Here is a 25,451-nt window from a genome sequence, read left to right on the forward strand (position 1 = left end):
ATGGCGGCCTTTCTTGGCCACGGTCTATCAACAGGCTTTGCAACGCTGGTGGAAGAATATTTAGGTGTTGAGCTAGACAAAAGTGAATCACGTACTGACTGGATGGCTCGTCCACTGACACAAAAGCAATTAGATTATGCTGCCGCAGATGTTCATTACTTGTTACCGTTATACGAAAAGCTGCTCGATAAGGTGACGCAAGCAGGTTGGTGGGAAGCCGTACAACAAGAAAGTGATTTGTTGGTTTCAAAACGCATTCGCGTCACTAATGAGGAGAATGCCTACCTTGATATTAAAGGTGCTTGGCAGTTAAAACCTTCTGAACTGGCGATTTTAAAGCCTCTAGCGACGTGGCGTTACCGTGAAGCAATCAAACGAGATTTAGCGCTGAATTTTATCTTCAAAGAAGGTGACCTGTTAACAGTCGCTCGTCTTGGCTTAACTAACTTTAAGAAGATGGAAGCGGAAGATATTGATATCCGAGCGATTAACCGCCATGGCGCGAAGATTGCCGCGATTGTTAAACAAGCGAAGCAAACACCTTCTGAAGAGTATCCGGCGAAAATTGAACGCTTAATGGATTATCCAGGTTACAAACAAGTCTTCAAAAATATGAAAGACATAGTGAAATCGGCGTCGCAGAAGTCTGGCTTAGCAACGGAGTTCCTTGCTTCTAAAAAGCAGATTAATCAGCTGATCAGTTGGGTGTGGAAAAAAGATCGCGATCCAGAAGTGTTGCCTGACTTGATGCAGGGCTGGCGTTTGGACCTGCTGGGCGATAAGATGAATAAAGCGTTAAAATAATGAATGATTAAAAGGTTGGCCTCGATGCCAACCTTTTTCGTTCTAATTAGAGTATTCGTCTCGCGAGAGAAACTGATTACTTCTCGTCGTCTGGTAGCTTCACATTGAGCTCAAGAACTGAGATATCGTCGTCTTTGTGCTCAAATGTTAAGTCAACCATATTTGGATCAATTGCCACGTACTTACTGATCACTTTCAGGATGTCTTCTTTCAATTGAGGCAAGTAAGAAGGCGCAGGATCATTTTGGCTGCGGCGCTCAGCAACAATGATTTGCAAACGCTCTTTAGCTAGATTCGCAGAAGTTTTCTTCTGTGGGCGGAAAAATTCTAATAATGACATGTCTAGCCTCCAAAGAGTCGTTTAAAGAGTCCTTTCTTCTCCTCAGTAAGGAAACGAAATTCAACCTGATTGCCTAATAAGCGATCAACGGTGTCAGAATAAGCCATACCCGCATCGGTGTTATCGTCAAAAGTGACTGGCACACCTTTGTTTGACGCGTTAAGCACGGCTTGGCTTTCTGGAATCACGCCCAGTAGTGGAATATGTAAGATCTCCTCTACGTCCTCAACGCTTAGCATTTCGCCTTGAGTGACGCGAGATGGGTTGTAGCGAGTCAGTAGCAGGTGCTGTTTTACTGGCTCTAGCCCTTGTTCTGCACGCAGTGACTTGGAATCTAAAATACCGAGAATGCGGTCAGAGTCACGTACAGAAGAGACTTCTGGATTCGTTGTGACAATGGCTTCATCGGCGTAGTACAAGGCCATCAATGCGCCTTGTTCGATACCTGCTGGTGAATCACAAATAATGAAATCAAAGCCCATTTCATCAAGTTCGCCGAATACGCGCTGAACACCATCTTTTGTCAGTGCGTCTTTATCACGAGTTTGAGAAGCAGGAAGAATGAATAGGTTGTCCGTGCGCTTATCTTTGATCAGCGCTTGGTTTAATGTCGCTTCGCCGTTAATTACGTTTACAAAGTCATACACGACACGGCGCTCACAGCCCATGATTAGGTCGAGGTTACGCAAACCGATATCAAAATCGATCACCGCGGTCTTTTTTCCCTTCAGAGCTAGACCAGAGGCGATGGCTGCGCTTGAAGTGGTTTTACCAACGCCACCTTTACCAGACGTTACTACAATAATGCGTGCCATTTTTTTTCCTTTTTAGATTAAATCGCGAGAACTTCTAAATGTAATGATTCATCGGCTTTACTGATCATTACTTTCTTTTGCCAGTACTCGCTTTCAATTTGATCGCTTAACCAGTAGTCACCCGCAATGGATACCAGTTCTGCTTGTAAATCGTGGCAAATAATACGCGCTTCCTGCTGACCACTTGCGCCTGCAATCGCACGGCCTCGAAGTGTGCCATGGATATGAATAGAGCCGTCAGCGATGACTTCAGCACCAGCACTTACGTGCGCTAACACCACCAAATCACCATCTTTCGCGTAGATCTGTTGTCCTGAACGAACAGGCGTGCGAACTACTTTCGTTGGTGCCATTTTGGCAGGTGCTTGGCTTGGTGATTTGCTCGCCGACATAATGGCGAAGCCAGCTTCGGAAGCAAGATTTTGTACACGCTTGTCTTTACAGCCCGTTACACCGACCGGAATAAAACCAGCATCTGAGATGCCTTGTTTAAGCTTAGGGAAATCAATGTCGCCTTGTACTTTTGCTATATTGATTACCAAAGGCGCGGATGCAAAAAAAGAAGGTGCTTGAGAAACTTTTTCTTGCAAAAATTCGACAGTCTTTGCGATCTCATTGTCAGAAAGGTGTAAAACTGACAATGTAAAACTGCTACCTTTAAGGTCTGGTGAATGGGTCATCGTGGACTTCTTGCCTTTATTGAAAGAGCGTTGCCTTAAACTAGGTCTGTCATGTTATATTTCATCCTTTGACGCAGCAAGTTCTCTCGTGGGCAAATAGGTGAATTAATCTCAAATTTGCTATTAAGTTTGCGAGAATTTGACGTTTTCAACCTAATCCGCACTCAACGCGGCTAAATCAGCATAAAAGGCGTGTCATGCTTTGTTCTATTTATAAAAGCTCGAAAAAAGAAGGTACTTATCTCTATATTCCGAAAAAGGATGATTTTTCACAGGTTCCTGACACCTTAATGCAGATGTTCGGTAAGCCTATCGCTGTTATGACGATTAAACTTGATGGCCGTAAATTGGCACAAGTTGATATCGAAAAAGTGAAGGCTTCATTGCAAAATGATGGCTTCTTTTTGCAGGTTCCGCCTCCGCCGGAGAACCTACTAGAAAAGTACAAAGAACAAAAAGCCCAGCAGAAAGGCGAATAACGTCATCGTTTTTCATCTGGGATTTCTGCCTTGCTCAAGGAGGGCAATATGAAAAAAATACTGGCTACCATGCTTAGCGTTGGTGTGTGTACCTCGGCTTTTGCAAGTAGCGAGGGTTTCGATGAATACTTGAATAAGCTGCGTGCTGAAGCGCGTGATAAAGGTATCTCAGAGCAGGTCATTAGTGCTGCTTTTGCGAATGTTGAGTACAAGCCTCGAGCAGTAAAAGCGGACCGAAACCAGCCAGAGAAGAAACTGACGTTGGATGAATACATTCCTCGCGCGGTGCCTGAATGGAAGGTGAAGCAAGCAAGACAACTCTATAAAGAGCATTACACCGAGCTAAAGCGTATAGGCGATGAGTACGGTGTGCAGCCTCGCTTTATCGTGGCGCTGTGGGGTGTAGAAAGTAACTTTGGTAAATTTACGGGTAACTTCAAAGTGATTGACGCGTTGTCGACAATGGCATTTGAAGGTCGTCGTGAAGAGTTTTTCCGTAAAGAGACCATGTCGGCATTGCAGATCCTCGATCAAGGCCATATCGAGCTAGATAATTTTAAAGGTTCTTGGGCTGGTGCGATGGGACAGTGTCAATTTATGCCAAGCTCTTTCCTACGTTTTGCCGCTGACGGCAACGGGGATGGTAAAAAAGACATTTGGCAATCTGAAGCCGACGTATTTGCATCAACCGCTAACTATTTGAGCAAGTCCGGCTGGGATGACAAATACACTTGGGGTCGCCAAGTGAAAGTTCCTAAAGGCATTGATCGCAGCTTAGAAGGGCGCACAGCTGAAAAAGGTAAATACCTTCAGGAGTGGAGCAAACTTGGCATCACAAAATACGACGGTAGTCCGTTGCCAAAACTGGATGAAGACATCAAAGCATGGTTGATCATGCCGGACGACGAAAATGGTCGTACGTATCTGGTTTACAATAACTACAACGTACTGATGAAGTGGAACCGCTCTTACTACTTCGCACTCGCCGTGAGTCACTTGGCTGACCGAATTAAATACTGAGCTGTTATCAAATAATCACTTGGCATCCAGTATTCAATATGAGGGCTCTTCGGAGTCCTTTGTTTTTCCTATAATCAAATCGAGGTAAAGCGTGTTATCTGAACGTGCTGCACAAATGGTGATCTTCTCCGCTCTTCTTAAACATAAAAGTTTCACGGCTGCTGCAAAGAGCTTAGGCGTGTCGGTGTCTCATGTGAGTAAGCAGTTGAGCCAGCTGGAAGCGTCTCTTGGTATCAAGCTTGTTCAACGCACTACGCGAAGCTTTACGCCGACTGAGGCAGGGAAAACCTTTTTTCATCACTGTGAGCAAGTAGTACAAGCGGTGAGCAGCGCCACATTAGAGATGGAAACCCAGCGGGATGAAGTGGCAGGTTTGGTACGTCTTGGATTGTCGCAATCATTTGGTACCTTACACATTATCCCTGCAATTCAAGAGTTGCGCGAACTGTATCCTCAACTTCAAGTGGAGGTGCATTTGTTTGACTATAAGGTCGATATGTTAGCCGAAGGGCTCGATTTATGGGTGACTAACAACGAGCATTTGCCTGAAGGCTACATTGCGCAGCGTTTGACGGATTGCCAGTTTGTTGTAGCGGCATCACCAGATTACTTATTGAAGCATGATACGCCAACAGAGCCGGATGACTTGTCTTCTCACAACTGTCTCATATACAGAAGCTGGGAGCGTGACTATACGGGGTGGGCGTTTACTAAAGATCAGCAGGAGTTGAACGTAAAAGTTTCGGGCAACTATTCAGTGGATCTGGCAGAAGCCGTTCGGGATGCCGCTATTGCAGGTTGGGGCATTGCCTACCTTGCCACTTACTTACTGGGTGATGAGTTTAGAACGGGTAAGTTAATACAGTTGTTACCGGACTGGAAAGCAAGCCAGTCGATGCCGTTTTATGCGGTGTATCCAAGCCGCCAACATATGCCCAAAAAAATATCCGCAGTGATTAACTTCATCAAACAGAAGATCGGTAACCCGTGTCATTGGGATCAACGTCTAGCGCCTTACATATCTATTCCTAAGTAACAGGATCAATGACGTTATTGAACGGCACATAAGGTGATTCACTTCACAAAAATTTTTCCAGAACTATAAACATCTTTTCCATATAGAAACAATAAAAATAAGCAAACGTTTATATTTATATAATTCAATGCCTTATAATTAAGGTCAATTATTGGGCGCTTAAACTTTTCACACTGTTAACATCCTCAACTTGCAGCATTTTGAGTCCGCTATACAATCCAGTGCCTTCCATATCCCCCTTCTGTCGGATTCATTTTATGAACTCAATTATTGGTATCGTAGCCATACTATTCGTAGCATGGCTACTTTCTACAAATAGAAAAAATATAAAGCTGAGAACAGTGTCGTTTGCGTTTGCTTTGCAGGTACTGTTTGCGTTGTTGGTTTTATATGTACCAGCAGGACGAGATGCGCTGAATTCAGTGAGCAGCGTAGTGTCGAATTTGATCAACTATGGTCAAGAGGGCATTGCGTTTTTATTCGGTAATTTGGCGACAGGGGGCTTCACCTTTGCGATCAATGTTCTGGGTATCATCGTTTTCTTTTCCTCTCTTATCTCAGGTCTTTATCACATTGGTGTGATGCCAAAAATCATCAACTTTATCGGTGGCGGTATTCAAAAGCTGCTGGGTATCGGTCGTGCGGAGTCTTTGTCTGCAACGGCGAATATTTTTGTTGGCACCATTGAAGCGCCATTGATGGTAAAGCCATACCTAAAGCACATGACCGACTCGCAGTTCTTTGCGGTGATGACAGGTGGTTTAGCTTCTGTTGCTGGTGGAACGTTGGTCGGTTACGCGTCACTGGGCGTTGACCTTAACTACCTGATCGCTGCTGCATTTATGTCGGCACCTGCGGGCTTGCTGATGGCAAAAATTTTAATGCCAGAAGATACGGATAAAGCAGCAGATATCGACATTAGCCAAGTTGAAATTCCACGTGCAACCAACGTAGTAGAAGCATTAGCCGATGGTGCCATGGCGGGTGTACGCATTGCTGTATCGGTAGGTGGTACGCTATTGGCGTTCATCAGTGTCATTGCAATGTTAAACGGCATGCTAGGTTGGATTGGTGACCTTGTTGGGACGCCACTAAGCTTCGAGTTGATCCTAGGGTATGTATTCGCACCTGTCGCTTGGTTATTAGGTGTACCATGGCAAGAAGCAACCACAGCAGGCTCGCTGATTGGTAACAAGATTGTGGTGAATGAGTTCGTTGCCTTCATCCAGCTTGCTGAAGTGAAGTCTCAACTCAGTGAACACTCACAAGCAATCGTGACGTTTGCTTTGTGTGGTTTTGCAAACATCTCAAGCATGGCGATGCTGATTGGTGGGTTGGGCTCATTGGTACCTGAAAAGCGCGCATTTGTTTCTAAGCATGGTTTCCGTGCGATTATCGCTGGTGTGATGGCGAACTTAATGAGCGCTTCTATTGCGGGCGTGATTTTAAGTCTGTAATTGAAATAGATATCAACAATTAGCAAAAAGGCTCCTTGCGGAGCCTTTTTCGTATCTGAAGTTTTACGTTATTTGTCTGTGTGGAACTGTTCGCAAGCGAGCATCGTGTTCTCGATTAAACTTGCAACGGTCATTGGGCCAACACCACCAGGGACAGGAGTAATAAAGCTCGCACTTTCACGTGCTTTATCGTATTCCACGTCGCCAACTAGCTTGCCTGAATCAAGACGGTTAATGCCGACATCGATAACCACTGCACCTTTCTTAATCCACTCTCCAGGGATGAAGTTTGGCTTACCAACCGCAACCACGACAACGTCAGCTTGACGCACATGACTCTCTAGGTCTTTGGTAAAACGGTGACATGTTGTTGTTGTGCAGCCCGCAAGCAGCAGCTCAAGTGTCATTGGACGACCAACAATGTTTGATGCACCAACCACAACCGCATGTTTACCACGTAGCTCAATGTTGTAACGGTCGAGTAGGGTAATTATGCCCTTTGGCGTGCAAGAGCGAAGCTTTGGAATACGCTGCGCAAGACGACCAACGTTGTAAGGATGGAAGCCATCCACGTCCTTCTCTGGGTGAATGCGCTCTAAAACATGTGTTGTGTCTATGCCCGCAGGAAGGGGTAATTGCACTAGAATGCCGTCAATTTCATCATCGTTGTTTAATTCATCAATCAGCGCTAGTAACTCTTCTTCTGAGCTAGACGCAGGAAGGTCAAAAGACTTAGAAACAAACCCAACTTCTTCACATGCGCGGCGTTTGCTACCGACATAAACCTGAGAAGCAGGATCTTCACCAACTAGAACCACTGCTAAACCAGGAGCACGTAGCCCAGCTTCAACACGTGCTTTAACACGTGCAGCCACTTCGGATCGAACAGTTTGGGAAATGAGAGTTCCGTCTATATTTTGAGCAGTCATGACTTTCCTTATAAATTAAGAAGGCAGATTATCTGCGGCGCATTGTCGCAGAATTTCTTATTAACATCCATACGCAAACGTTTGCTTTGTGGTGTTTTTGAACATTAAGCGTTTTAATGGACTTTTTTTAGGCATTCAGATCAGAATGTTATGAAAACCCGTTGATTTACCCGTTTGAACTCGTATAATCCTGTCCCTGTAGCGCGCCCTTAGCTCAGCTGGATAGAGCACGTCCCTTCTAAGGATGTGGTCATTGGTTCGAATCCAATAGGGCGTGCCATTTATTCAAAAGCCTCGATAACTCTTTGAGTTGTCGGGGCTTTGTCGTTTTTAGGTTTTTGGCTGTAATTGCCACTCTATCTACAACTTTTGAATGGCATTCTAGCCATTGCAATTTCTAGCAATTAATATGGACGCATATTAATTACCTTTCGTTAACCTTTATGCCTGCCACTTCTAACTTTTATGACCGACACGCCGACTCTTTCGCGAAGCAATACACATCGATCCAGTTTGAGGATGTCCACGCGAGTTGGAGAGTCTTCTGGCCCCAGGCTGGAGATCGTGTGTTAGATGTTGGCGCGGGCTCTGGTCGAGACGCGAAATGGATGGCTGAGCATGGGTGTGAAGTTGTTGCGATTGAGCCTGCTCAAGCACTTCTAAGGCTTGGTAAGTCTTACTGTGGCGATTCCGTTACTTGGCTTGAAGATGCATTACCTAAGCTTGAGAAAACCATTAATCTTGGCTTTCGCTTCGATTTAATTCTTGTCAGTGCGGTATGGATGCATCTTGCGCCTACGCACCGTGAACGTGCATTTCGCAAACTTGCAAATTTGTTAGCGCCTAATGGTCGATTGGTGATTAGCCTTCGTCACGGTGACTTTTCTGACGGTCGTAAAGCTTATCCCGTATCGGTTGAAGAGCTCGAAAAGTTTGCAAAGAATAGCGCTTTAATGGTGAGAAACGTATCTCTCGATGACGATCAGTTAAAGCGAACGGGTGTATCTTGGCAAACTGTAGTGATGTCTTTGCCTGATGATGGTTCCGGTGATCTGAATAAGGTTCGCCACATTATCGTCAATGATTCCAAATCGGCTACCTATAAGCTCGCACTACTACGTACTTTACTACGTATTGCAGACGCTCATTCTGGTGCAGTGGTTGATCGCAGCGAAGGTAAAGTTGCAATCCCATTAGGATTAGTTGGCTTATATTGGATTCGTCAATTTAAGCGTTTAATCGATAAAGAGAACATCCAGCAAAGCTCGAACTCGTCTAAAGGGCTAGGTTTTATAAAGCCCGATGGCTGGGGCAGACTTTCCCATTTAAGTCCTGATGATCTTGCTATAGGCACGACATTTTTTGGTGAAGATGCAGTGGCGCTTGATAAAGCGATAAAAGACAGCTTAAAAACCATAAAAGATGGTCCCGTCACTTTTACCTATCAAGGTGATAAATCAAACCCTTACTTTGAAATGATTCGTTCAGCTAAGAAGCCAAAACGTTCAATTGTTGTGGATAGCGAGTTCCTCGAAGGTTATGGGCTGTTTGTGTTGGATGAAAGCCTTTGGGATTGTTTTCGATTGTATAACTCTTGGATTGAGCCGCTGGTGGTCAACCAATGGATTATGGAAATGCAACGATTTCGGTCTAATCAAGAGCGGGGTATTCCACTGCAAACGTATCATGATTGTTTGGTCTGGATTGATAAAGACCATGATACGCGAGTCGTGCGAAAGAGAATTGAACAGTTGAAGCTCAGCCATTGCGACATTGTCAGTGTATGGAGTGGAAGCAAATTACGAAATGAGTATCACGTTGATCACTGTTTGCCATTTGCTTATTGGCCCAACAATGATAAGTGGAACTTACTACCAACATCTAAGGTTGAAAACCTAAACAAGCGTGATCGTATTCCTGCTAGCTATCGATTAAACGCATCCAAGCCGCGAATTTTGGATTGGTGGCAGTTAGCTTGGGGAGAGACGGATAATTTGAGTCGGACGTTTTTTACCGAGGCTTCATTGTCGCTACCTAATGTGCCTGCATCTTGTCAAGATTTTGAGCATGTCTTTGAAGCGATGGGATTACAAATTCGTGGTGTTAAAAGTCGCCTTTGTATCGCGGAATGGTAATGTCTTGTTTGCCGTTACAGCGTGATATATGAACCTGATAGGCAACCAACAAAAAAGCGCTGGTTAACCAGCGCTTTTGCATTTACTAAGGGCATTACATCTTTTTAAAGATGATGGAGGTGTTGATGCCGCCAAAGGCGAAGTTGTTACTCATCAAATATTTCACGTCCAGCTCTCGGCCTTGTCCGGCAATGTAGTCTAAATCGCCACATTGCTCGTCGAGGTTTTCTAGGTTGAGCGTTGGGTTGAACCAACCCGTGTGCATCATTTCTAAACCTAGCCACGCTTCAATTGCGCCACACGCGCCTAGTGTGTGGCCAAAGTAGCTCTTGAGTGAACTGATTGGCACTTTGCCTAGAGCATTCGCTGTTGCGTTGCTTTCTGCAATATCACAGCGGTCGGTGGCAGTGCCGTGAGCAGATACATAGTCGATCTTCTCAGCAGGAATGCCCGCGTTTTGCAAAGCCATTTCCATACAGATTTGCATGGTCTCCATCTGTGGTTGAGTGACGTGTGCGGCATCACAGTTGCTGGCAAAACCGATGATTTCTGCATAGATTTTCGCGCCACGAGCGACGGCGTGTTCGTACTCTTCCAGAACCAGCGTTCCCGCACCTTCACCAATCACCAAACCATCGCGATCGGAGTCATAAGGTCTTGGTGTGCTTTTCGGGTCTTCATTCTTCAGACTGGTGGCAAAAAGGGTATCGAAGACAGCGGATTCCGTTGGGCACAATTCTTCAGCGCCACCAGCAACCATTACTGTCTGGTAGCCGTGCTTGATCGCTTCGTAGGCATAGCCGATTGCTTGGCTGCCAGAGGTACATGCACTGCTGGTCGGGATCACTCGGCCTTTCAAACCGAAAAATAGACCAACGTTCACTGCCGTAGTGTGCGGCATCATCTGCACGTAAGTCGTTGCGGTGATCGCTTTAGTGGTTTTCTCATTCAGCATGACACCAAATGCGCCGATTGCGTCGGTACTGCCTGTTGATGAGCCGTATGCGATACCCGTTTGACCGTTGGTTAGCACGTCGTTACCAATCAAACCTGCTTGGCTTAGTGCGTTTTCTGTTGCGACGGTCGCTAATTTGGAAACACGCCCCATGCCGCGTACTTGTTTGCGCTTGTAGTGCTTTGGCAGTTCAAAATCTAAAATGGGTGCCGCGAGCTTGGTATTCAAACCATCATACTGTTCGTAAGAAGGCATGTATTGCGTCGCGTTCAGGCAGTCACGCAGTTTCGGTTCGACAGACTGCCATTCGTTACCAAACGCAGTCACACCCGACATTCCGGTTACAACAACTCGACGGCTCATACTAGGCCTCCGTTTACCGAAATGACTTGGCGAGTTACATAGCCTGCGATGTCAGACATAAGGTAACTGACTAAACCAGCGACTTCTTCTGGCTCTCCCATGCGGCGCAAAGGAATTTGCGGCATCGCGTGTTCTTTTACGTGTTCGTCTACCATGCCTGTGTCGATAAGCCCCGGAGCAACACAGTTGACGGTGATTTTGCGTTTTGCCAGTTCAAGTGCGAGTGATTTTGTTGCACCAATTACGCCCGCTTTCGCTGCGCTGTAGTTAGTTTGACCGCGGTTACCCATTAGGCCAGAGACTGATGCAAGCGTAACAATTCGGCCGCCTTTGCGTTTTTGCACCATTGGCATAACACAAGGGTGAAGAACATTGTAAAAGCTATCTAGGTTGGTATGAATCACGCCATCCCATTCTTCTTCGGTCATCGCAGGGAAAGCGGTATCTTTTGTGATGCCAGCGTTGTTTACGACGCCATAGTAAGCGCCGTGTTCGGCGATATCGGCTTCTAGCTTCTCACGACAATCTGCACGGTCACTGATGTCGAATTGGATAAGACGACCGCTACCACCATGCTGTTCGATGGTGTTTAGGGTGTCTTGCGCGCCTTGTTGATCGCCCATGTAATGGACAATGACTTGGAAACCATCTTTGGCTAATTGAACGGCAATGGCTTTACCGATGCCTTTGCTGGCACCTGTAACGAGGACTTGTCGGGTCATTGTTGACTCCTGATTTTCATTTCTTGTAATTTTTCTTCTGATGGAACGTAAACGTTCAATTGGCAAGTCGCTACAACAGTTCCTTGTAGCTCAATACGGGCTGAAAAAACCGCCATACCGTTATCTTCCATAACTTTTTCAGCATACACATCGAGCACCTGTCCGCGAGAAAACGTATCGCATTCAGACGTGTATCGACGGCTACCAAGTAAAAAGCCAATCGGTGGCGCTTGTTCTTTCATTAATGCGTGGTAACCAGACCACGCCGCGACAGATTGCGCCATAAACTCAATGCCAACGTAAGCTGGCACAGTTTGAGAGGCCGAGTAGAAGAACGGGTTGTGTTCTGCGATATCAACCTGGCAGTGAATCGTATCTTGTTGAACATCTAAAGCACGATCGACCAAGATCATTGGTTTGTCGTGTGGCAAAAGTTGTTCGATGGGAGGAAGTTTAGTCATGAGCGTAACCAAAAATAAGACTAATATTATTGCCACCAAAAGCAAAAGAGTTGCTGAGAATCGCTTTGTTACCCAGTTTGGTTGGCGTCTCAACTAACGATATATGGATATCGTCTGCTTTGGTTTCGCAGTGTTGTATTGGCAAATCAAGGTTGTACTTGAGAATATGCCAAGCGATAGCGGCTTCCGTTGCACTTGCTGCGCCTAATGTGTGTCCGGTAAGTGGCTTTGTCGAGCTTAGGGGAACGGAGTCTCCAAAGCAGCGATGAATGGCTTTGCTTTCCATCGCATCGTTTAACGGCGTTGCTGTGCCATGCGCGTTGATGTAACCAATGTCTTGCGCTGTAAGTCCTGCATTGGCCAACGCTTTTTTCATCGCTTCTTCTGCGCCTAACCCTTCTGGATGTGGTGCGGAAATGTGGTGCGCGTCTGAGCTATCGCCAGCTCCGAGAAGAGCAACGGGCGCAGGTGTTTTGCTTAGCAACATTAATGCTGCGGCTTCGCCGATATTGATGCCGTTGCGATGCTGGTCAAACGGCTTACAAAGGGTATCGGATAGAGCTTCTAAACCGTTAAAGCCGTTTAGCGTTAGGCGACAAATGGTATCCACACCACCTACAATGACCGCATCAACAATGCCAGAGCGAATCAGGCGTTGCGCGGTTAAAAAGACACGACCACTAGAAGAACAGGCGGTTGAAACTGAGTAATGTGGGCCGCTCAAATCAAAGTAGGCGGCAATAAAATCGCTGCAGTTGCCAAGCTCTTGTTTGGTGTAATGGTAGTCGGCAGGAAACTCGCCGTTTGCCTGCTTTTCTCCAAACGCGATTTCGCCATCTGAAATGCCAGATGTGCTGGTGCCGATCACGATCGCGATACGGTCACGGCCATATTCAGCAATGGCGTTATGCACGTCGCTTTCGATTTGCTGCAAAGCCGAAAGTGCGAGGCGGTTGTTTCTTGTATCAAACCGGCTGAAAGCGGGTGGTAATTGCGGTAACGGCTGTGCAATTCGACCGATTACTGTTTGTCGGCCTGAATTCAAAATGTCTTGGTCAACCACCATGTTGGATGGTTTCGCTCCTGATAAACACTGGTGGATGATGGTGTCATCTTGTCCCATTGCGGAGTGGAAACCACAGGCCTGAATATACAAAGGTTGAGGAGAGCGATTAGGCATATTGTTATTCTAAATTGTTCTTAATTAATCTGATGTTGCAGTGTCTGAATAGAAATTGAAAACTGATGCTTGAGGTGGTGAAAATCAATCTTACCCTCTAATTTGTTAGAAGAACTGTATTGAATCTCAATGATCTTTTCACCGTCGCTATCAAAGATGGCGCGAGAATTATTTTTATCAATAATTCGCCACCTTACCTCATTTAACGATCCTTCCCAAGCGGAACTCGGCCAGAGCGTGATCATCAGGTTAAATAATACCTGTTCTGGCTGCGGTAGCGAACCTTGTAAACCGTTGAGTACTTCGGTTTGGATTTGTTCTCCATCGTAAGACAATGATAGTACTCTTGTCCCCCAGGATGAGAAGCCTGCTAGCACCACTTCGTTGTTGGTTACTTGCAGTTGTACCGGAAGTTGCTCAGATGTGGTTTTACCATCTATTGCCCAAGAAGCCGTAATTAACTGACTGGCAGACAACTGGTAGCCCAAGCTTGCGGGAGTGGGCAAGCTAACTTGGGTGTGCTCGTCAATGTCGACCTGAGGCGTCGATTGGTGAGGGACCAAGCTGCATGCACTTAAAAACAGGCTCAGTGTGATGAACGTCGCGTAGCGAAAGGCGTGATTGAAAATCATGACGTCGTTTCCTCTGTTTTAATTGCAATCGGAGAGAGCAACCAAGCGACAAAAATACCACTTAACACCGTAATGCCGAAACTGTGAATCGCGTGAGTTTGGCTGAGTGACAGCAACCCAAATGACAGCACAGTGGTTATTGCCGAAAGGGTGATCGCCAATAGTGTGCTCACACTGCGCGCTTTCTCGGCAAAGAACAGAGTGTAATCGATCCCTATACCAAGAATGAGCACCAAGCCAAGCAAGTTGAACAGGTTTAATGTCGTTCCCATCGCGACAGCCGTTGCCAGACCGCAGGCGCAAGCAATCAATGATGGCAGTAAAACTCGCCAACTGTGTTGCAGACCGTACCGCTTGATTAATACCAGAAAGATCACAGCACTGGCGGCTACCAATAGCTCCATGATTTTGATTCGGTATTCACCAAATAGGGTGGATATTTCTTCTGCTTTATTTAGGTAGGCAACGTCAGGCTGCGATTTGGCAAATGACTTAACAACGGCGGAGTCTTGCAATTGGTTTAACACCACTACCGTTGCCGATTTTCCTTTGATCTTACCCAAATGGAGAAAACGCACAGGCGCTGATACTGGGTTTTGCAAGTACTGATCAACCGTGACAGGGATAAAGTCGGCGTCCATTTTAGGCTTTTTACTTAAGCTCAGTCCGGAAGCTAGTGGGCTGGATTGTGTCGCGTAAAGATCGCGAATCAATTGATAGTCTTGTTGCTGACGCTCCACCGAGCTCAAGTAGCGACTCAGACTCTGGTAGCTTTCGATGGTGCTGTCCGCTTTCCACGCTTCTAAAGTTGGCGTCAAAGACTCCAGCTTTTTCATTAGGTTTTCGTCATCGTCGGCGGTAACGACCAACATTTGCTGCGAAGATTGCATGCCACTGAGCGTCGTAATCAAGGTTTCTTGCTGCTTGAGATCGTTCGGCATCGTTTGCAGCAGACGAATGTCGTCATCGTAGTTCAATTGCAGCAAGAAAAAACCACTCGCAACCACACATAACATCGGTAATCCGACTTTAATTCGAGGTTGATTCCAAAGCGTTAACCATTTCGCCAACAGTGATTGTCCCGGTAAATTCGAAATGGTGCGCGATGGGTTACGAGCCAGTATCGGATACCAAGCTACCACTGTGATGTAAGCGGCAATCAGACCAATGGATGAAAACAGCGCAAGCTGCTGCAAACCAGGAAACGGTGCCACTAACATGCCCAAATAGCCGATCAAACTGGTGATTAAGCCAAGTGTGATAGCTATGAAAATATGCTTTAACCCTTGCTCGCTATCCCATTCATTTCCCGCCGCAAGACGTTCGGTTAGGTAGTGGAATGCGTAGTCGATAGACACGCCGATTAAACTTGCGCCAAACACTAAGCTGAACAGATGGACTTTTCCAAAAATCCACGTCGTAACGGACAACGCAACGAGCAAACCAATGGTGATGGAAAGCAGTGCGAGAGACAGTGGCATCACACTACGAAAGACCAACACGAACAATGCAATGATACCGAGCAGAGAGAACACACCGATGGTACTGATCTCCGATTTGGCACTTTGCGTACCAAAGTCGGCGTAAAATAGAACGCCAGTATGTGAGACTTCAGCACCATATTTCTGCGCGACGCTTTGTTCTAGCGATTGAATATCAGGGACTGCAAGCTGCCCAGTTAGGCTATAAGGCGAGTCTTTTAGCTCAGCAGTAATAAGCAAGTATTGAGCACCGTCTTTTTCGACGGACAGATAGCCGTTATCCAATCGGAAAGAGGACGATTGCTGGGTAACTTGGCTTAAATAATCACGAAATAGCAAGAAAGGGTCATTTTGTAACTCTTGCCCGGTCACCCCAGAAAACGGGTTATACAGAGACTGAATCACATGCTGCACTTGCTGTTCTGGATTTTGGCTTAAACGCTCTCGTTGTTCAGGTGTCAGCAATTGGAAGCGGTGCTTAAAGTAGTAACTTGCCCAAGCTTGCTGTTCTTGAGGTGAGATTTTCCCCACCACATCGCGAAAATGATTACTCTGACGCAACCCCTTATCAAATTCAGCGGCCGCTGCAAAAAGGGCATTTTTGTCCGGCGCTGTGATCACGAAAATGACTTTGTCGCTCATACTTGCCGAGACCGACTCAAAGGCTTGCTCAGCCACCGGGTTTTGTTGGTTCTTCGGCAGCAGTTTTAAAATGTTGGTCTCAATCGGAGATTCTGCACTCCAAACCCATTGTTTGAGTAGCAACGCGCCCGCTAAAACAACGAGATTGAGCCAAACCAGAGCAAAGGTGTGAGTGCCGAGACTGAGTTTAGAAACGGAATTGAGCGTCTTCGGCATCCGTGAGTTCCTGAGGTAGAGAGGTCTGGTTCGTAAACGTAATTTCGGTTTTATCGCCACGCAGCTCTTGTAGGGTTAGGCGATCAATGTGCGTTTTACCTGAAAGGGTGATGGCTTTAAACACTGCATTTAATGGCGACTGTTTTGGCACTAAAACGAGCTGCCATTGATTGTTCTCAACTGAAAAATTGAGTGTGAATTGTTCTTGCAGTGCAGAAGTATCCCCGTGGAACACGGATAAAAACACATGGCTAAAGTAGAACGCCATTGGGTTTTCTTCTGCAGAGATCGTTTTCGGTGCTTGGTCGGCAAAAGTCTGACGAAGTTTGTTTTCCGTCAATACCAAATTGACTGCGAAAGGTTCTGCTTGTTGCCACAACAAGCCATGTGTTTTGCTCAGTGTGAACTGACCTTTAGAGGTTAAAGGTTGACTAAACATTTCCAGATGACGCTGCTGCGTAAAATCTCCGCGTACGATTTCATGCTGAGACAACTGCTGTTGAAGCGATGCCAAATCCGTTACATTTACTGTCGGTGTTGCCAGTGCTGAAACAGAAAATATTAGCAAAAAAGAGAGTAACCACTTTTGCATTAGTTCAGGCTCCCATGGTTGTGCCATCGCTCTACTTTATCTAAAAAGACTGCTGGAGAAACAAAGCACATCTCTTGCTTTTCAATGGATACGGCGACTTGCGTTGTATGCGCTTTGCACATACGTTGATTCGTTTCGGCGTCGTAAATCACGTAATCCACACGCAAGCGGTTTTCCCACTCCGTGAGTTGCGCGGTAATACGAATGGTGTGATTAAACGGAATCGCCTTGACGTATTTAACGCGCGTGTCGATGATCGGCCACATATACCCAGAGTCTTGCATATCGCGATAGCTGTATTGGAGCTTCTCCATCAGCACACGACGTGCTTCTTCAAAATATCGAAAGAAATTGCCGTGATAAATCACGCCCATCGGGTCAGCATCTTGGAATGAGGTGACCATAGTCACCTCCGCTTCTAATGAGTAGAGAACCTGCTCTTGCATTATACCTCCGCGTAGAGTAGCCAATGACGTTGCTGAATGCGTTCAATGAAATGACGCAAATCTTGTTCTAACGGGCGATCTTCAATCACAAACTCAAACTCGCTCAGTACGGCGTCACGAATGACTCGCAAACTCTGACTCATGTGGTGTTCGTCCAATTCGTTATGACGGCGACGAATCTCAACCGCTTGAACGCTTGCCAGCAGTGAAGCCGCAGCAACTTGCTCTGTTAACTCAAGTACGCGCAAGCAATCACGAGCGGCAATGGTGCCCATGCTCACTTTGTCTTGGTTGTGACATTCGGTTGAGCGAGAAAAAACGCTCGCTGGCATGGTGTTTTTCAACGCTTCTGCCGTCCAAGCTGAGATACCAATCTGAACCGCTTTAAAGCCGTGGTTGATCGGTTTTCGCTCGCCTTCTGCACCGGTTAAGTTAAACGGCAGGCCGTTATTGAACTTGTAATCCATCAGTTGCGCCATCTGACGGTCCAGCAAATCAGCTAAGTTCGCAATGTTCACTTTCAACGTATCCATTGCCATTGCGATATGACCACCGTAGAAGTGACCGCCGTGCAGAACGCGCTCGTTGTCGCCATCGATGATTGGATTGTCGTTGGCACTATTTAGTTCATTCTCAATCAATTGACGTAGCCAAGGCAGTGAGTCTTGCACCATGCCAATCACGTGTGGTGCACAACGCAGCGAGTAGCGATCTTGCAGTCGGTCACTATTGCGTGGCGGACGTTCAGCATTGAGATCATCACGCAGCCAAGCCGCAACTTGCTGTTGACCAGGGTGAGGTTTTACCGCAAACAACGCTTCATCAAAGTGGAAGTCATTACCTTGCATACCCACAGAAACCATCGCGGTAATCTTGGTGCAAAGCTGCGCTAGGTATTCTGCGCGTTTGTAGGCAAGACAGGCGAGGGCAGTCATCACGGATGTACCGTTCATTAACGCCAAACCTTCTTTTGGTTTTAGGCGAATTGGCTCAATGTCCAGCTCTGCAAACACTTCTTGTGTTGGTCGCACATCGCCTTTGTAAAGCACTTCACGCTCGCCAATTAAGGTCGCCGCTAGGTAAGACAGAGGCGTTAAATCGCCGCTTGCGCCCACCGAGCCTTCTTGTGGAATACGCGGCGCAATATCGTGATTGATAAGCGTAACGATTTGGTTCAACAGATCGTGAGACACGCCAGATACGCCTTGCGACAATGAACATAAACGGGTTGCCAGCACCGCGCGAGCTTGCTCATGAGAAAGGATTTGACCTAAGCCACAGCCATGGAAGCGCGTAAGGTGCAACGGAAGTTCATCCACAAGAGCGGGTGGAATTGCCACAGTACATGAATCGCCGTAACCCGTGGTCACGCCGTAAATAACGCCTTCTTCTTTCAGTAATCGTTCCAGAAACGCCACGCCACGATCGATCTTCGCGGTAAATTCTGGCGAGGTGTTCATGTTTGCCTTTGCACCTTGAGCAATGGCAACGACATCTTCGATGGTTAAAGATTGGGCACCAAAAGTGATGTTGTGATTATTGTTGTTTGTCATGTGGCTGATTACTTAAAGTCCAGAAGTTAAAAAAGTTATACCACTGTAACGGCGCTTGCAGTGTGTGGTGTTCTAATCTTTGTGCGTACTGTTGAACAATGCGTTCTAGTGACTGCTGACGCTCCTTGCGTGGTAGCGTGATTTGGTCACTAAAGTGTTCAAAGTACACATTAAAATGCGGAGTGTTTGCTTCGTCGTCGCGTAGGCCGAAGAGTAGGTAAACCGGCGCTTTTAATACCGAGGCTAGCATGAATGGGCCTTGCGGGAATGGTGCGGGTTTACCAAGAAAATCTGCCCAAACGACACGATTTTCTTTGCTGGTAGACGTGCGATCACCAACGATCACCACCCATTCGCCTTGCTCGATTTTTTGTTGAAGTAGAATCGCGGTGTCTGGTCCCATTGAGCTGACTTGAATCAAATTCAGTTCCGAATTTGGGTTTACCGCCTTCATTACCGCATTAAATTGTTCAGCGTGTTGGGTAAATACCAAGGCATTGATTTTGACATGAGAGTGTCGACGACCAAGCGCGCGGCAGAGTTCGATATTGCCAAGGTGCGAGCCTAAAATGAGCACGCCTTGTTTTTTCTGCGCCATCTCTTCGAAATGATGCTGGCCGTGAATGGTTAGGTTATCGACGTTAAAGTCACCTTGCCATGCTGCCAGTTTGTCGAGCATGGTACGCCCAAAGGAAAGCAGATGATGATAGCTGTCCAACTGTTTTGGCAGTGCGATGTTCTGCTGCGCTGCGTAGTGCTGCAAGTTTTGCAGGTAAATCTCAGACGCTTCGCGGGCAGATTTACCCGTGAAGTGGTAGTAGCGCATGACTAACTTTAAAATCAGGTCGAACGCTTTTCTACCGAACAAGCGGTAAACCGCGAGCAAGGTTTTGATGCCTAAAATCGTGCCTTGTTCTTTTCGTTTCGACCAGTGGGCATTTCTGTCATTTGTGTGACGGCGCTTTCTGGCGAGTAGTGAAGGAATGCGCGGCAACATGCCAAAAAATAGGCGAGTGTGCATCCAGCTTATCTTGACGTTATCCCACAATGCGTCGAAGTGGGAAATGCCACCTTCAGGGTAGATCACGCGCGTTGGAACAAAATCAATATCGACGCCTTCCCAGTACATTCGCACCAGAATTTCGATATCAAAATCCATGCGTTTGCCGATGTTGTACTTGTTCAACACGGCGACCGTTTTCGCCACTGGGTAGGCGCGAAAACCGCACATACTGTCTTTGATAGATAGTGACAAGGTTTCTATCCACACCCAAACGTGCGTAGCATAGCGACCATACAGACGGGCTTTAGGTACGCTCTCGTCGTATATCGGTTGGCCCGAAATCAGGTTATCTGGTTTTGTTTTGCTGGCGCTGAGCAACTTCGGCAATGCTTCTAGGTCGTGTTGACCGTCTGCGTCGATTTGAATGGTGTGCGTAAAACCAAGTTGGTGAGCTTGATGTAGGCCAGCCATCACCGCGCCACCTTTGCCTTGGTTTTCACTCAGACTAATCAGTTTTATCAGCCCTTGCTCACTCAATGCTGAAAGCGCTTGTTTGGTGTCTTCATTGCTGCCGTCGTCCACGACCAGCACTGGCAAATCGAAAGCGGATAACGAAGCAACCACGTCTGCAATTGTGCTGCCGTGGTTGTAGCAAGGAATTAAAAAGCAGGGACGGTAATCACTCACGTGACTCACCCAGTTTCATTTTGCCTGAAGAGTGAGTCACCAAGGTTTCACCGTTTTTCGATGTGTACTTAAAGGTCAATTTCTCGCGCTCATTGTCCCAAGAGAGTGAGAGACAAACGTCGGCGTTTGGCAGAATCGGCTCTTGAAATTTGATGACTTCCATTCCTTTAAATACCTTGGGAGTGTTCAAATATTGAACGGCGTAGAACAACGCCCAGTCAATTTGAGTGACGCCGGGTAAAAGAGGAAAGTGACTGAAATGACCTTGGAAATCTAAGATGTCAGCATCCACACGCAGCGAAAGCTCCGCAGTGTGGTCACTCACTTCAATATTCTGAATAGTTGGTTTTCTTTTATCCATGTTACTAGCTTTATTGGAATAGTTTTTCAATTTCAGCAACTTGGCGTTTGCCTTGGCTGTTCAATGGAATTTCGTCGACCACTCGGAATTTTCGCGGGATAGCTATCGGTTCTAGCCAATTGCGCAGTGCCTTGCGAAGCTCAAGCCAAAACTTGCCTTTACCGAGTTCATTAAGCACATCACCGCCTTTATCGTTAAGTACGATGATCGAGACTAACGTGAGGCGGCCAGATTCTTCCATTGGGATCACCACGCTTTCTTGAACCCACGGCAGTTGCTCTAAACGTTTTTCCACTTCGACAAGGGAAATACGCTTTTCTTCGACTTTGACGATTCGGTCAGTGCGTCCACGCAATTCAAAAGAAATACTATCATGGAAATAGCATTCATCCGCAGTCTGGTACCAAGTGTTTTCATCAATGTGTGGCGAGCGGAGCTTTAAACAATTTTCATGGTTAAGCTTTGCTTCAACACCTGGGAATAACGTCCAAGGAGTGCTGGCTACGTGCTGCTGACGGTAAGCGATGCCGCCGGTTTCTGTGCTGCCAAAAACTTCAATAGGAAGCGACCCAAACAACAGCTGGCTGTGTTGCGCGGCTTGGTTTGGCAAGGGGCCTCCAGAAGAGAATACGCACCGAATTGCAACCGGATTATGCTCTTCACTGAGTCGTTTTAGTAACGCAGGGCTGCTTACTAGCGTGGTGTCAGCATCGGCGTGATGGACAATTTGCTCTGGGAACTCAAGGTTGTGTGCTGAAAATGGACGTGCAGAGCACAAAGGCCACAATACGCGGAACAGCAAGCCGTAAATGTGTTGATGAGAGACGGTGCTTTCAACGCGTGTGTTGGCAACCGTGTCGCCCCATAGGTTGTCTAGAATAGACACTTCGATATCGAGCTGTTTCAGCGTTTTTGCAATGGCTTTTGGTTTGCCGCTTGAACCAGAAGTGAATAGCGTCACTGGTATTTTTGCCAGATTCAATTCACGCCAAACATAAGGGTGGTCTACCTGTTGCTCGTGAATCAAGGTGATGTCTACCAATGATTGAGCTTTTACTAGGAGTGAACTCACCTGTTCTGGAACAGAGACATCGGCATCATGCAACAATAAATCGTAGTGCTCGCTGAGTTCTTTGAGTGCTTCTGGTTGATAGTTACCAGGCAATACAATGGATTTTCCTGCGTGACAACAAGCAAAAAAGCCAACGGCAAATAGGTAGCTGTTGCCAAAACACAACGCAATGTTTTGCGTTGGCTGGCTTTCTAACTGCTGAGCAAGCGTTGCGACGTGCTTCTGGAAATCACCCCAAGTGATAACTGTGTCGCGATCGTAAGAGACAGGGGATTGCTCAGACCTCTCTGCGATGAACAAGGTCGCTAGGGAGGTAAAGCTCGAATACGTTGTATTCATACGATTAGTGTTCCTTTCGAACAAATTGACGCACGATCCATTCTCCAGCGAACAAGCCACCAGCAAGTAAGTAGCTGATGAGGCCGTTATAAAGCGTCCATATTTTTACTGGTAGGAAACAGGTATAGAGCGCAACGGCAGCATTGAGCGTAAAAAAAACGCACCAAACCATCGTCACTTTGCGAGTGTAAGCCACGCCACTAGCTGGAAGGTCGGGCTCTTGCAAGCGAGCAAGCCTTTCAATGATTGATTGCGGCTGTTTTAAGCTCAGTCCAAAGACACACAGCATACATACATTGACAACCACAGGGTAAAATTGAAGCCACCCGTGTTGTTTAAACACCATGCCAAGTGTAATTAGAACAATGCCAACAGCGCCCGTAGCGAGCGCCAAGAATTTAAACTCTTTTAGTGGGGTCTTATTTGCGATGAAAACACGCAAAAGTAACGCAGCAATTAACAAGCCCCCGACTAAGTTCAAGCCAAATTTATCTATACCGAAATAGACGGCGAAGGGGTAGGCAAACAATACAATTGCAGACAGACCAGTCAGCAATTGGCGCATTAACTTTCCTTCAATAACTCAGTGACGGCGTTAACCACATCGTCAACGGTTCTTACAGCACTAAACTCTGCTGGCTTGATTTTTTTGCCAGTGACATTCTGTAGGTGTACGACCAAATCAACGGCGTCAATGCTATCAAGATCGAGATCTTGGTATAAGTGCGCATCTGACTGAATGTCGGCTGCGTCAATTTCGAACAGCTCAACAAGCGCATCTTTAACTTGTTCAAATACTTGATCTTTATTTACATCAGTCATGAATATACCTACAACTTATTCATTAGTTTGAGAAGAAACGTATTTCGCTAGGTTTGCTACAGAAGCAAAGTGTTCGCGCGTGTTTGAGTCGTCGGCATCAATAACGATGTTGTATTGTTTTTTAATTGCGAGTCCAAGCTCAAGTGCATCGATAGAATCTAAGCCAAGTCCATCACCAAAAAGTGGTGCATCCGTTTCAATATCATCTACGGTTAAATCTTCAAGGTTTAAAGCATCAATAATAAGTTGCTTAATGTCGTTGTGTAACTGTTCCACTGGGACCTGCTTATTAATAAAAGTTTTCTGGAAAAATGTTTTCAGCTAGGTGCTGTTGTAAGCGTCGCGCCGCTATTGTCGGCGACGTAGTTTGCTTTATAAAAGGGTCAATCTCAACTTTATCCTTAACTTCAACCCTGAAAAAAGGCTTTGTTGCCGGTACTTGATACCATTTTTTCTCTTTTGTGAGGAAACTTGGCGTTACCGTAATATGGACAACCCTTAAATCTCGTTCTGTTCTTACCGCAATTTGTGCTGCGCCGCGTTGTAATTTTGGTTCTACACCTAGTGTTGTTCTTGTCCCTTCAGGAAATATAAGCAACACGTTGCCTTTGTTAAATCGTTCATCACAAAGTGCTAATAAATCATCCGGCGCTTCATTGGGAATATATCCGGCTGCTTTTACGATGTGCTTCATAAAAGGATTCGACCATATTGCCGATTTTACTAAACAGTCGCAGCGATTTAATTGTGAAGCAATGAGAACGTAATCGATTAAACTAGGATGGTTGGCAACAATTAAACAATTACGATCTTGTTGAAGAATATCGGCACCAATAATTTCGTAATCGATTGCTCCACTTAACTTCATCAATTTACAAAAGGTGTTGAATGAATATCGAATCGCACCTTGAACTTTATATTCACGTTCGGTTTGATCCGAAACGAAAATACGAATGGTCGGAATAACAATGAAGCTTAGTGCTAAACCACCTAACCCAAATACTGAAAAACAAAAGCCGGTTGCTAGCACACGCCAATACTGATTTAAGCGACTCATTGCTTTTGCCATTCCCAAATTTGTTGCGGAGCGTGAATAGTCCACTGATTTTCATCTGACAAGTAGTGTTGCAAAAACGCTAAGCCTTGTGGCAACGGGTGGTTTGAGCATTTTGCACTGATGCCGCTTTGCACCGTGAAGCTATCTCCATGAGAAAGTATCAAGCCGAGTCCAAACCCTTGGTATTGTTGGTTTTCATATTCTAAATAAGAGTCAGGCATAGGCTCATCAAAATCAACAAGCAGGACTTTTTTGTCAGGATTGTCGGACAAAAACAGCCATGCTTCTAATATTGCACTTTGGAATGTGTTTTCTGCCGCAGCGATCGAAGTTAGGGGGATGGGCTGTTTGGTTGCAATGGTGGCAAGCCCTGCGGCGGTATTATGCACTGACTGAGAAAAAGCCATCGGAGACGCTTCTTCACCGTTAATAATATCTTTAACTAACGCAACACTGCGATGCAATTCGCCATGACGGCTTGAAAATACAAGGTAATCAACCTGATGTTGATTAAGCAATTCGATTGCCGTTTGCACTGCCAGTTTGCTAAGTGGACTCATTCTTCTGCGCATCATCGCAGGAATATCTGCAACATTGATTTTGCCATCTTCTGGCCATGTTATCTCTGTTGCCCATTGTTTCCATTCATTGGATTCGGATAAACCGAATGAATTCGCTGTCCACGCATCAATATTGAACGAAATGTTGATCTTCGAGTTTGGCATATTGGGTTAAATTGTTTATTTTACAGCTCGATACAAATTGGGCTTTACCCAAAGTCATAATAAAAAAGGAAATTATCATGTCGCGTTTTAAGCTGTATGTCTCGTTATTATTAACTTTGCTTCTTGTCGGTTGTGGACGAGTACAACCTGTAATGAATGTGGAGGATACTCCAGTTGCTTATGATCTTCAAAATAAACAAGTAAAAATGGCCATTGTGCAATCGGCAACTAACCGAGGTTGGACGATTGAAGAAGTAAGCCCAGGCGTTCTTATTGCAAAAATTCACGTTCGTAAACACTTTGCAGAAGTAAAAATTCCATATAACAACAAATATTACTCAATTATTTATCTCAACTCAGTAAATCTAAAAGCCAGTGATGGCAAAATCCATCGCAATTACAATCGTTGGATAAACAACTTGAATGTTGATATTCAACGAGCTATTG

At 45.9% G+C, this 25,451-nt stretch carries 28 protein-coding genes and 1 tRNA gene; 8 read left to right on the plus strand and 21 right to left on the minus strand.

Annotation, left to right across the window (positions count from 1 at the left end):
* Positions 1-804 (plus strand): ribonuclease D (gene rnd / locus CAG69_RS07235; RefSeq protein ID WP_161443449.1); only part of this gene is annotated, 804 nt, incomplete at its 5' end.
* A 76-nt stretch (positions 805-880) separates the two neighbouring features.
* On the opposite strand, the gene minE is transcribed toward rnd, so the two are convergent.
* The 3 genes from minE to minC are packed head-to-tail and all read right to left on the minus strand — an operon-like array spanning position 881 to position 2,639.
* Positions 881-1,144 carry a cell division topological specificity factor MinE gene (minE, locus tag CAG69_RS07240; protein ID WP_005396037.1) on the minus strand — a complete coding sequence of 88 codons (264 nt, stop codon included), beginning with the start codon at positions 1,142-1,144 and terminating at the stop codon, positions 881-883.
* A gap of 2 nt (positions 1,145-1,146) precedes the next feature.
* Positions 1,147-1,959 carry a septum site-determining protein MinD gene (gene minD / locus CAG69_RS07245; RefSeq protein ID WP_005388331.1) on the minus strand — a complete coding sequence of 271 codons (813 nt, stop codon included), beginning with the start codon at positions 1,957-1,959 and terminating at the stop codon, positions 1,147-1,149.
* Between the two features lie 17 nt (positions 1,960-1,976).
* Entirely contained in the window at positions 1,977-2,639 is a 663-nt protein-coding gene (gene minC / locus CAG69_RS07250; RefSeq protein ID WP_005382304.1) for a septum site-determining protein MinC, read from the minus strand.
* 197 nt (positions 2,640-2,836) lie between these two features.
* Between minC and CAG69_RS07255 the strand changes: the two genes are divergently transcribed.
* The 4 genes from CAG69_RS07255 to CAG69_RS07270 all read left to right on the plus strand — a co-directional run bounded on the left by CAG69_RS07255 (position 2,837) and on the right by CAG69_RS07270 (position 6,631).
* A complete protein-coding gene (locus tag CAG69_RS07255) occupies positions 2,837-3,118 on the plus strand; it encodes a YcgL domain-containing protein (protein ID WP_005382303.1) in 282 nt (93 codons plus the stop codon).
* Between the two features lie 48 nt (positions 3,119-3,166).
* The gene (locus tag CAG69_RS07260; RefSeq protein ID WP_048626139.1) at positions 3,167-4,138 is read left to right on the plus strand and encodes a lytic murein transglycosylase; all 972 of its coding nucleotides are present in this window, start codon (positions 3,167-3,169) and stop codon (positions 4,136-4,138) included.
* A gap of 91 nt (positions 4,139-4,229) precedes the next feature.
* The gene (locus CAG69_RS07265; RefSeq protein WP_005396032.1) at positions 4,230-5,174 is read left to right on the plus strand and encodes a LysR family transcriptional regulator; all 945 of its coding nucleotides are present in this window, start codon (positions 4,230-4,232) and stop codon (positions 5,172-5,174) included.
* Positions 5,175-5,431: 257 nt separating this feature from the next.
* Positions 5,432-6,631: a NupC/NupG family nucleoside CNT transporter gene (locus CAG69_RS07270; RefSeq protein WP_031780514.1), complete on the plus strand. Its 1,200-nt coding sequence runs from the start codon at positions 5,432-5,434 to the stop codon at positions 6,629-6,631.
* A 68-nt stretch (positions 6,632-6,699) separates the two neighbouring features.
* Here CAG69_RS07270 and folD read toward each other — a convergent pair whose 3' ends face one another.
* Positions 6,700-7,560 carry a bifunctional methylenetetrahydrofolate dehydrogenase/methenyltetrahydrofolate cyclohydrolase FolD gene (gene folD / locus CAG69_RS07275; protein ID WP_005396027.1) on the minus strand — a complete coding sequence of 287 codons (861 nt, stop codon included), beginning with the start codon at positions 7,558-7,560 and terminating at the stop codon, positions 6,700-6,702.
* Between the two features lie 203 nt (positions 7,561-7,763).
* On the opposite strand from folD, the gene CAG69_RS07280 reads away from it, so the two are divergent.
* Both CAG69_RS07280 and CAG69_RS07285 read left to right on the plus strand, forming a co-directional pair.
* A tRNA-Arg gene (locus CAG69_RS07280) sits at positions 7,764-7,840 on the plus strand.
* A 163-nt stretch (positions 7,841-8,003) separates the two neighbouring features.
* A complete protein-coding gene (locus CAG69_RS07285) occupies positions 8,004-9,695 on the plus strand; it encodes a class I SAM-dependent methyltransferase (RefSeq protein WP_005382296.1) in 1,692 nt (563 codons plus the stop codon).
* Between the two features lie 94 nt (positions 9,696-9,789).
* On the opposite strand, the gene CAG69_RS07290 is transcribed toward CAG69_RS07285, so the two are convergent.
* From CAG69_RS07290 to CAG69_RS07370, 17 genes are read right to left on the minus strand one after another with little or no spacing between them, the layout of a single operon-like run.
* Positions 9,790-11,013 (minus strand): beta-ketoacyl-ACP synthase, encoded by a 1,224-nt coding sequence (locus CAG69_RS07290; protein WP_161443451.1) that lies wholly within the window; start codon positions 11,011-11,013, stop codon positions 9,790-9,792.
* Positions 11,010-11,735 carry a 3-oxoacyl-ACP reductase FabG gene (fabG, locus tag CAG69_RS07295; protein ID WP_005388326.1) on the minus strand — a complete coding sequence of 242 codons (726 nt, stop codon included), beginning with the start codon at positions 11,733-11,735 and terminating at the stop codon, positions 11,010-11,012. The genes CAG69_RS07290 and fabG overlap by 4 nt, the downstream gene beginning before the upstream one ends.
* Complete coding sequence (locus CAG69_RS07300; RefSeq protein ID WP_161443453.1) at positions 11,732-12,196, minus strand: hotdog family protein; 465 nt, start codon at positions 12,194-12,196, stop codon at positions 11,732-11,734. The genes fabG and CAG69_RS07300 overlap by 4 nt, the downstream gene beginning before the upstream one ends.
* A complete protein-coding gene (locus CAG69_RS07305) occupies positions 12,189-13,376 on the minus strand; it encodes a beta-ketoacyl-[acyl-carrier-protein] synthase family protein (RefSeq protein WP_161443455.1) in 1,188 nt (395 codons plus the stop codon). The genes CAG69_RS07300 and CAG69_RS07305 overlap by 8 nt, the downstream gene beginning before the upstream one ends.
* Positions 13,377-13,396: 20 nt before the next feature.
* Complete coding sequence (locus tag CAG69_RS07310) at positions 13,397-14,008, minus strand: DUF3261 domain-containing protein (RefSeq protein WP_161443457.1); 612 nt, start codon at positions 14,006-14,008, stop codon at positions 13,397-13,399.
* A complete protein-coding gene (locus tag CAG69_RS07315; RefSeq protein ID WP_161443459.1) occupies positions 14,005-16,347 on the minus strand; it encodes an MMPL family transporter in 2,343 nt (780 codons plus the stop codon). The genes CAG69_RS07310 and CAG69_RS07315 overlap by 4 nt, the downstream gene beginning before the upstream one ends.
* Positions 16,319-16,939, minus strand: a complete 621-nt coding sequence (locus CAG69_RS07320) for a LolA family protein (protein ID WP_005396016.1) — start codon at positions 16,937-16,939, stop codon at positions 16,319-16,321. Before CAG69_RS07320 ends, CAG69_RS07315 begins: the two co-directional genes overlap by 29 nt.
* Positions 16,939-17,385 carry an acyl-CoA thioesterase gene (locus tag CAG69_RS07325; RefSeq protein ID WP_161443461.1) on the minus strand — a complete coding sequence of 149 codons (447 nt, stop codon included), beginning with the start codon at positions 17,383-17,385 and terminating at the stop codon, positions 16,939-16,941. The genes CAG69_RS07320 and CAG69_RS07325 overlap by 1 nt, the downstream gene beginning before the upstream one ends.
* Positions 17,385-18,938: an HAL/PAL/TAL family ammonia-lyase gene (locus tag CAG69_RS07330; protein WP_161443463.1), complete on the minus strand. Its 1,554-nt coding sequence runs from the start codon at positions 18,936-18,938 to the stop codon at positions 17,385-17,387. The genes CAG69_RS07325 and CAG69_RS07330 overlap by 1 nt, the downstream gene beginning before the upstream one ends.
* Positions 18,922-20,628, minus strand: coding sequence for an LpxL/LpxP family acyltransferase (locus tag CAG69_RS07335; protein WP_161443465.1), 1,707 nt, complete (start codon positions 20,626-20,628; stop codon positions 18,922-18,924). The genes CAG69_RS07330 and CAG69_RS07335 overlap by 17 nt, the downstream gene beginning before the upstream one ends.
* The gene (locus tag CAG69_RS07340) at positions 20,621-20,989 is read right to left on the minus strand and encodes an ApeI family dehydratase (protein ID WP_021449611.1); all 369 of its coding nucleotides are present in this window, start codon (positions 20,987-20,989) and stop codon (positions 20,621-20,623) included. Before CAG69_RS07340 ends, CAG69_RS07335 begins: the two co-directional genes overlap by 8 nt.
* A 10-nt stretch (positions 20,990-20,999) precedes the next feature.
* Positions 21,000-22,400: an AMP-binding protein gene (locus tag CAG69_RS07345; protein WP_161443468.1), complete on the minus strand. Its 1,401-nt coding sequence runs from the start codon at positions 22,398-22,400 to the stop codon at positions 21,000-21,002.
* Positions 22,401-22,404: 4 nt separating this feature from the next.
* Positions 22,405-22,965, minus strand: coding sequence for a hypothetical protein (locus CAG69_RS07350; protein WP_161443470.1), 561 nt, complete (start codon positions 22,963-22,965; stop codon positions 22,405-22,407).
* Positions 22,965-23,222: an acyl carrier protein gene (locus tag CAG69_RS07355; RefSeq protein WP_005382279.1), complete on the minus strand. Its 258-nt coding sequence runs from the start codon at positions 23,220-23,222 to the stop codon at positions 22,965-22,967. Before CAG69_RS07355 ends, CAG69_RS07350 begins: the two co-directional genes overlap by 1 nt.
* Before the next feature lie 15 nt (positions 23,223-23,237).
* Positions 23,238-23,498: a phosphopantetheine-binding protein gene (locus CAG69_RS07360; protein ID WP_005382278.1), complete on the minus strand. Its 261-nt coding sequence runs from the start codon at positions 23,496-23,498 to the stop codon at positions 23,238-23,240.
* Positions 23,499-23,511: 13 nt separating this feature from the next.
* A complete protein-coding gene (locus tag CAG69_RS07365) occupies positions 23,512-24,279 on the minus strand; it encodes a lysophospholipid acyltransferase family protein (protein WP_161443474.1) in 768 nt (255 codons plus the stop codon).
* Complete coding sequence (locus tag CAG69_RS07370; RefSeq protein ID WP_145474318.1) at positions 24,276-25,004, minus strand: beta-ketoacyl synthase chain length factor; 729 nt, start codon at positions 25,002-25,004, stop codon at positions 24,276-24,278. Before CAG69_RS07370 ends, CAG69_RS07365 begins: the two co-directional genes overlap by 4 nt.
* Positions 25,005-25,081: 77 nt before the next feature.
* Between CAG69_RS07370 and CAG69_RS07375 the strand changes: the two genes are divergently transcribed.
* On the plus strand, positions 25,082-25,451 hold a 370-nt coding region (locus CAG69_RS07375; protein ID WP_161443472.1), incomplete at its 3' end, for a hypothetical protein.

Origin of the sequence: Vibrio sp. V43_P6S15P86 (assembly GCF_009904725.1) — a bacterium.
GTDB classification, from domain to species: Bacteria; Pseudomonadota; Gammaproteobacteria; order Enterobacterales; family Vibrionaceae; genus Vibrio; species Vibrio diabolicus.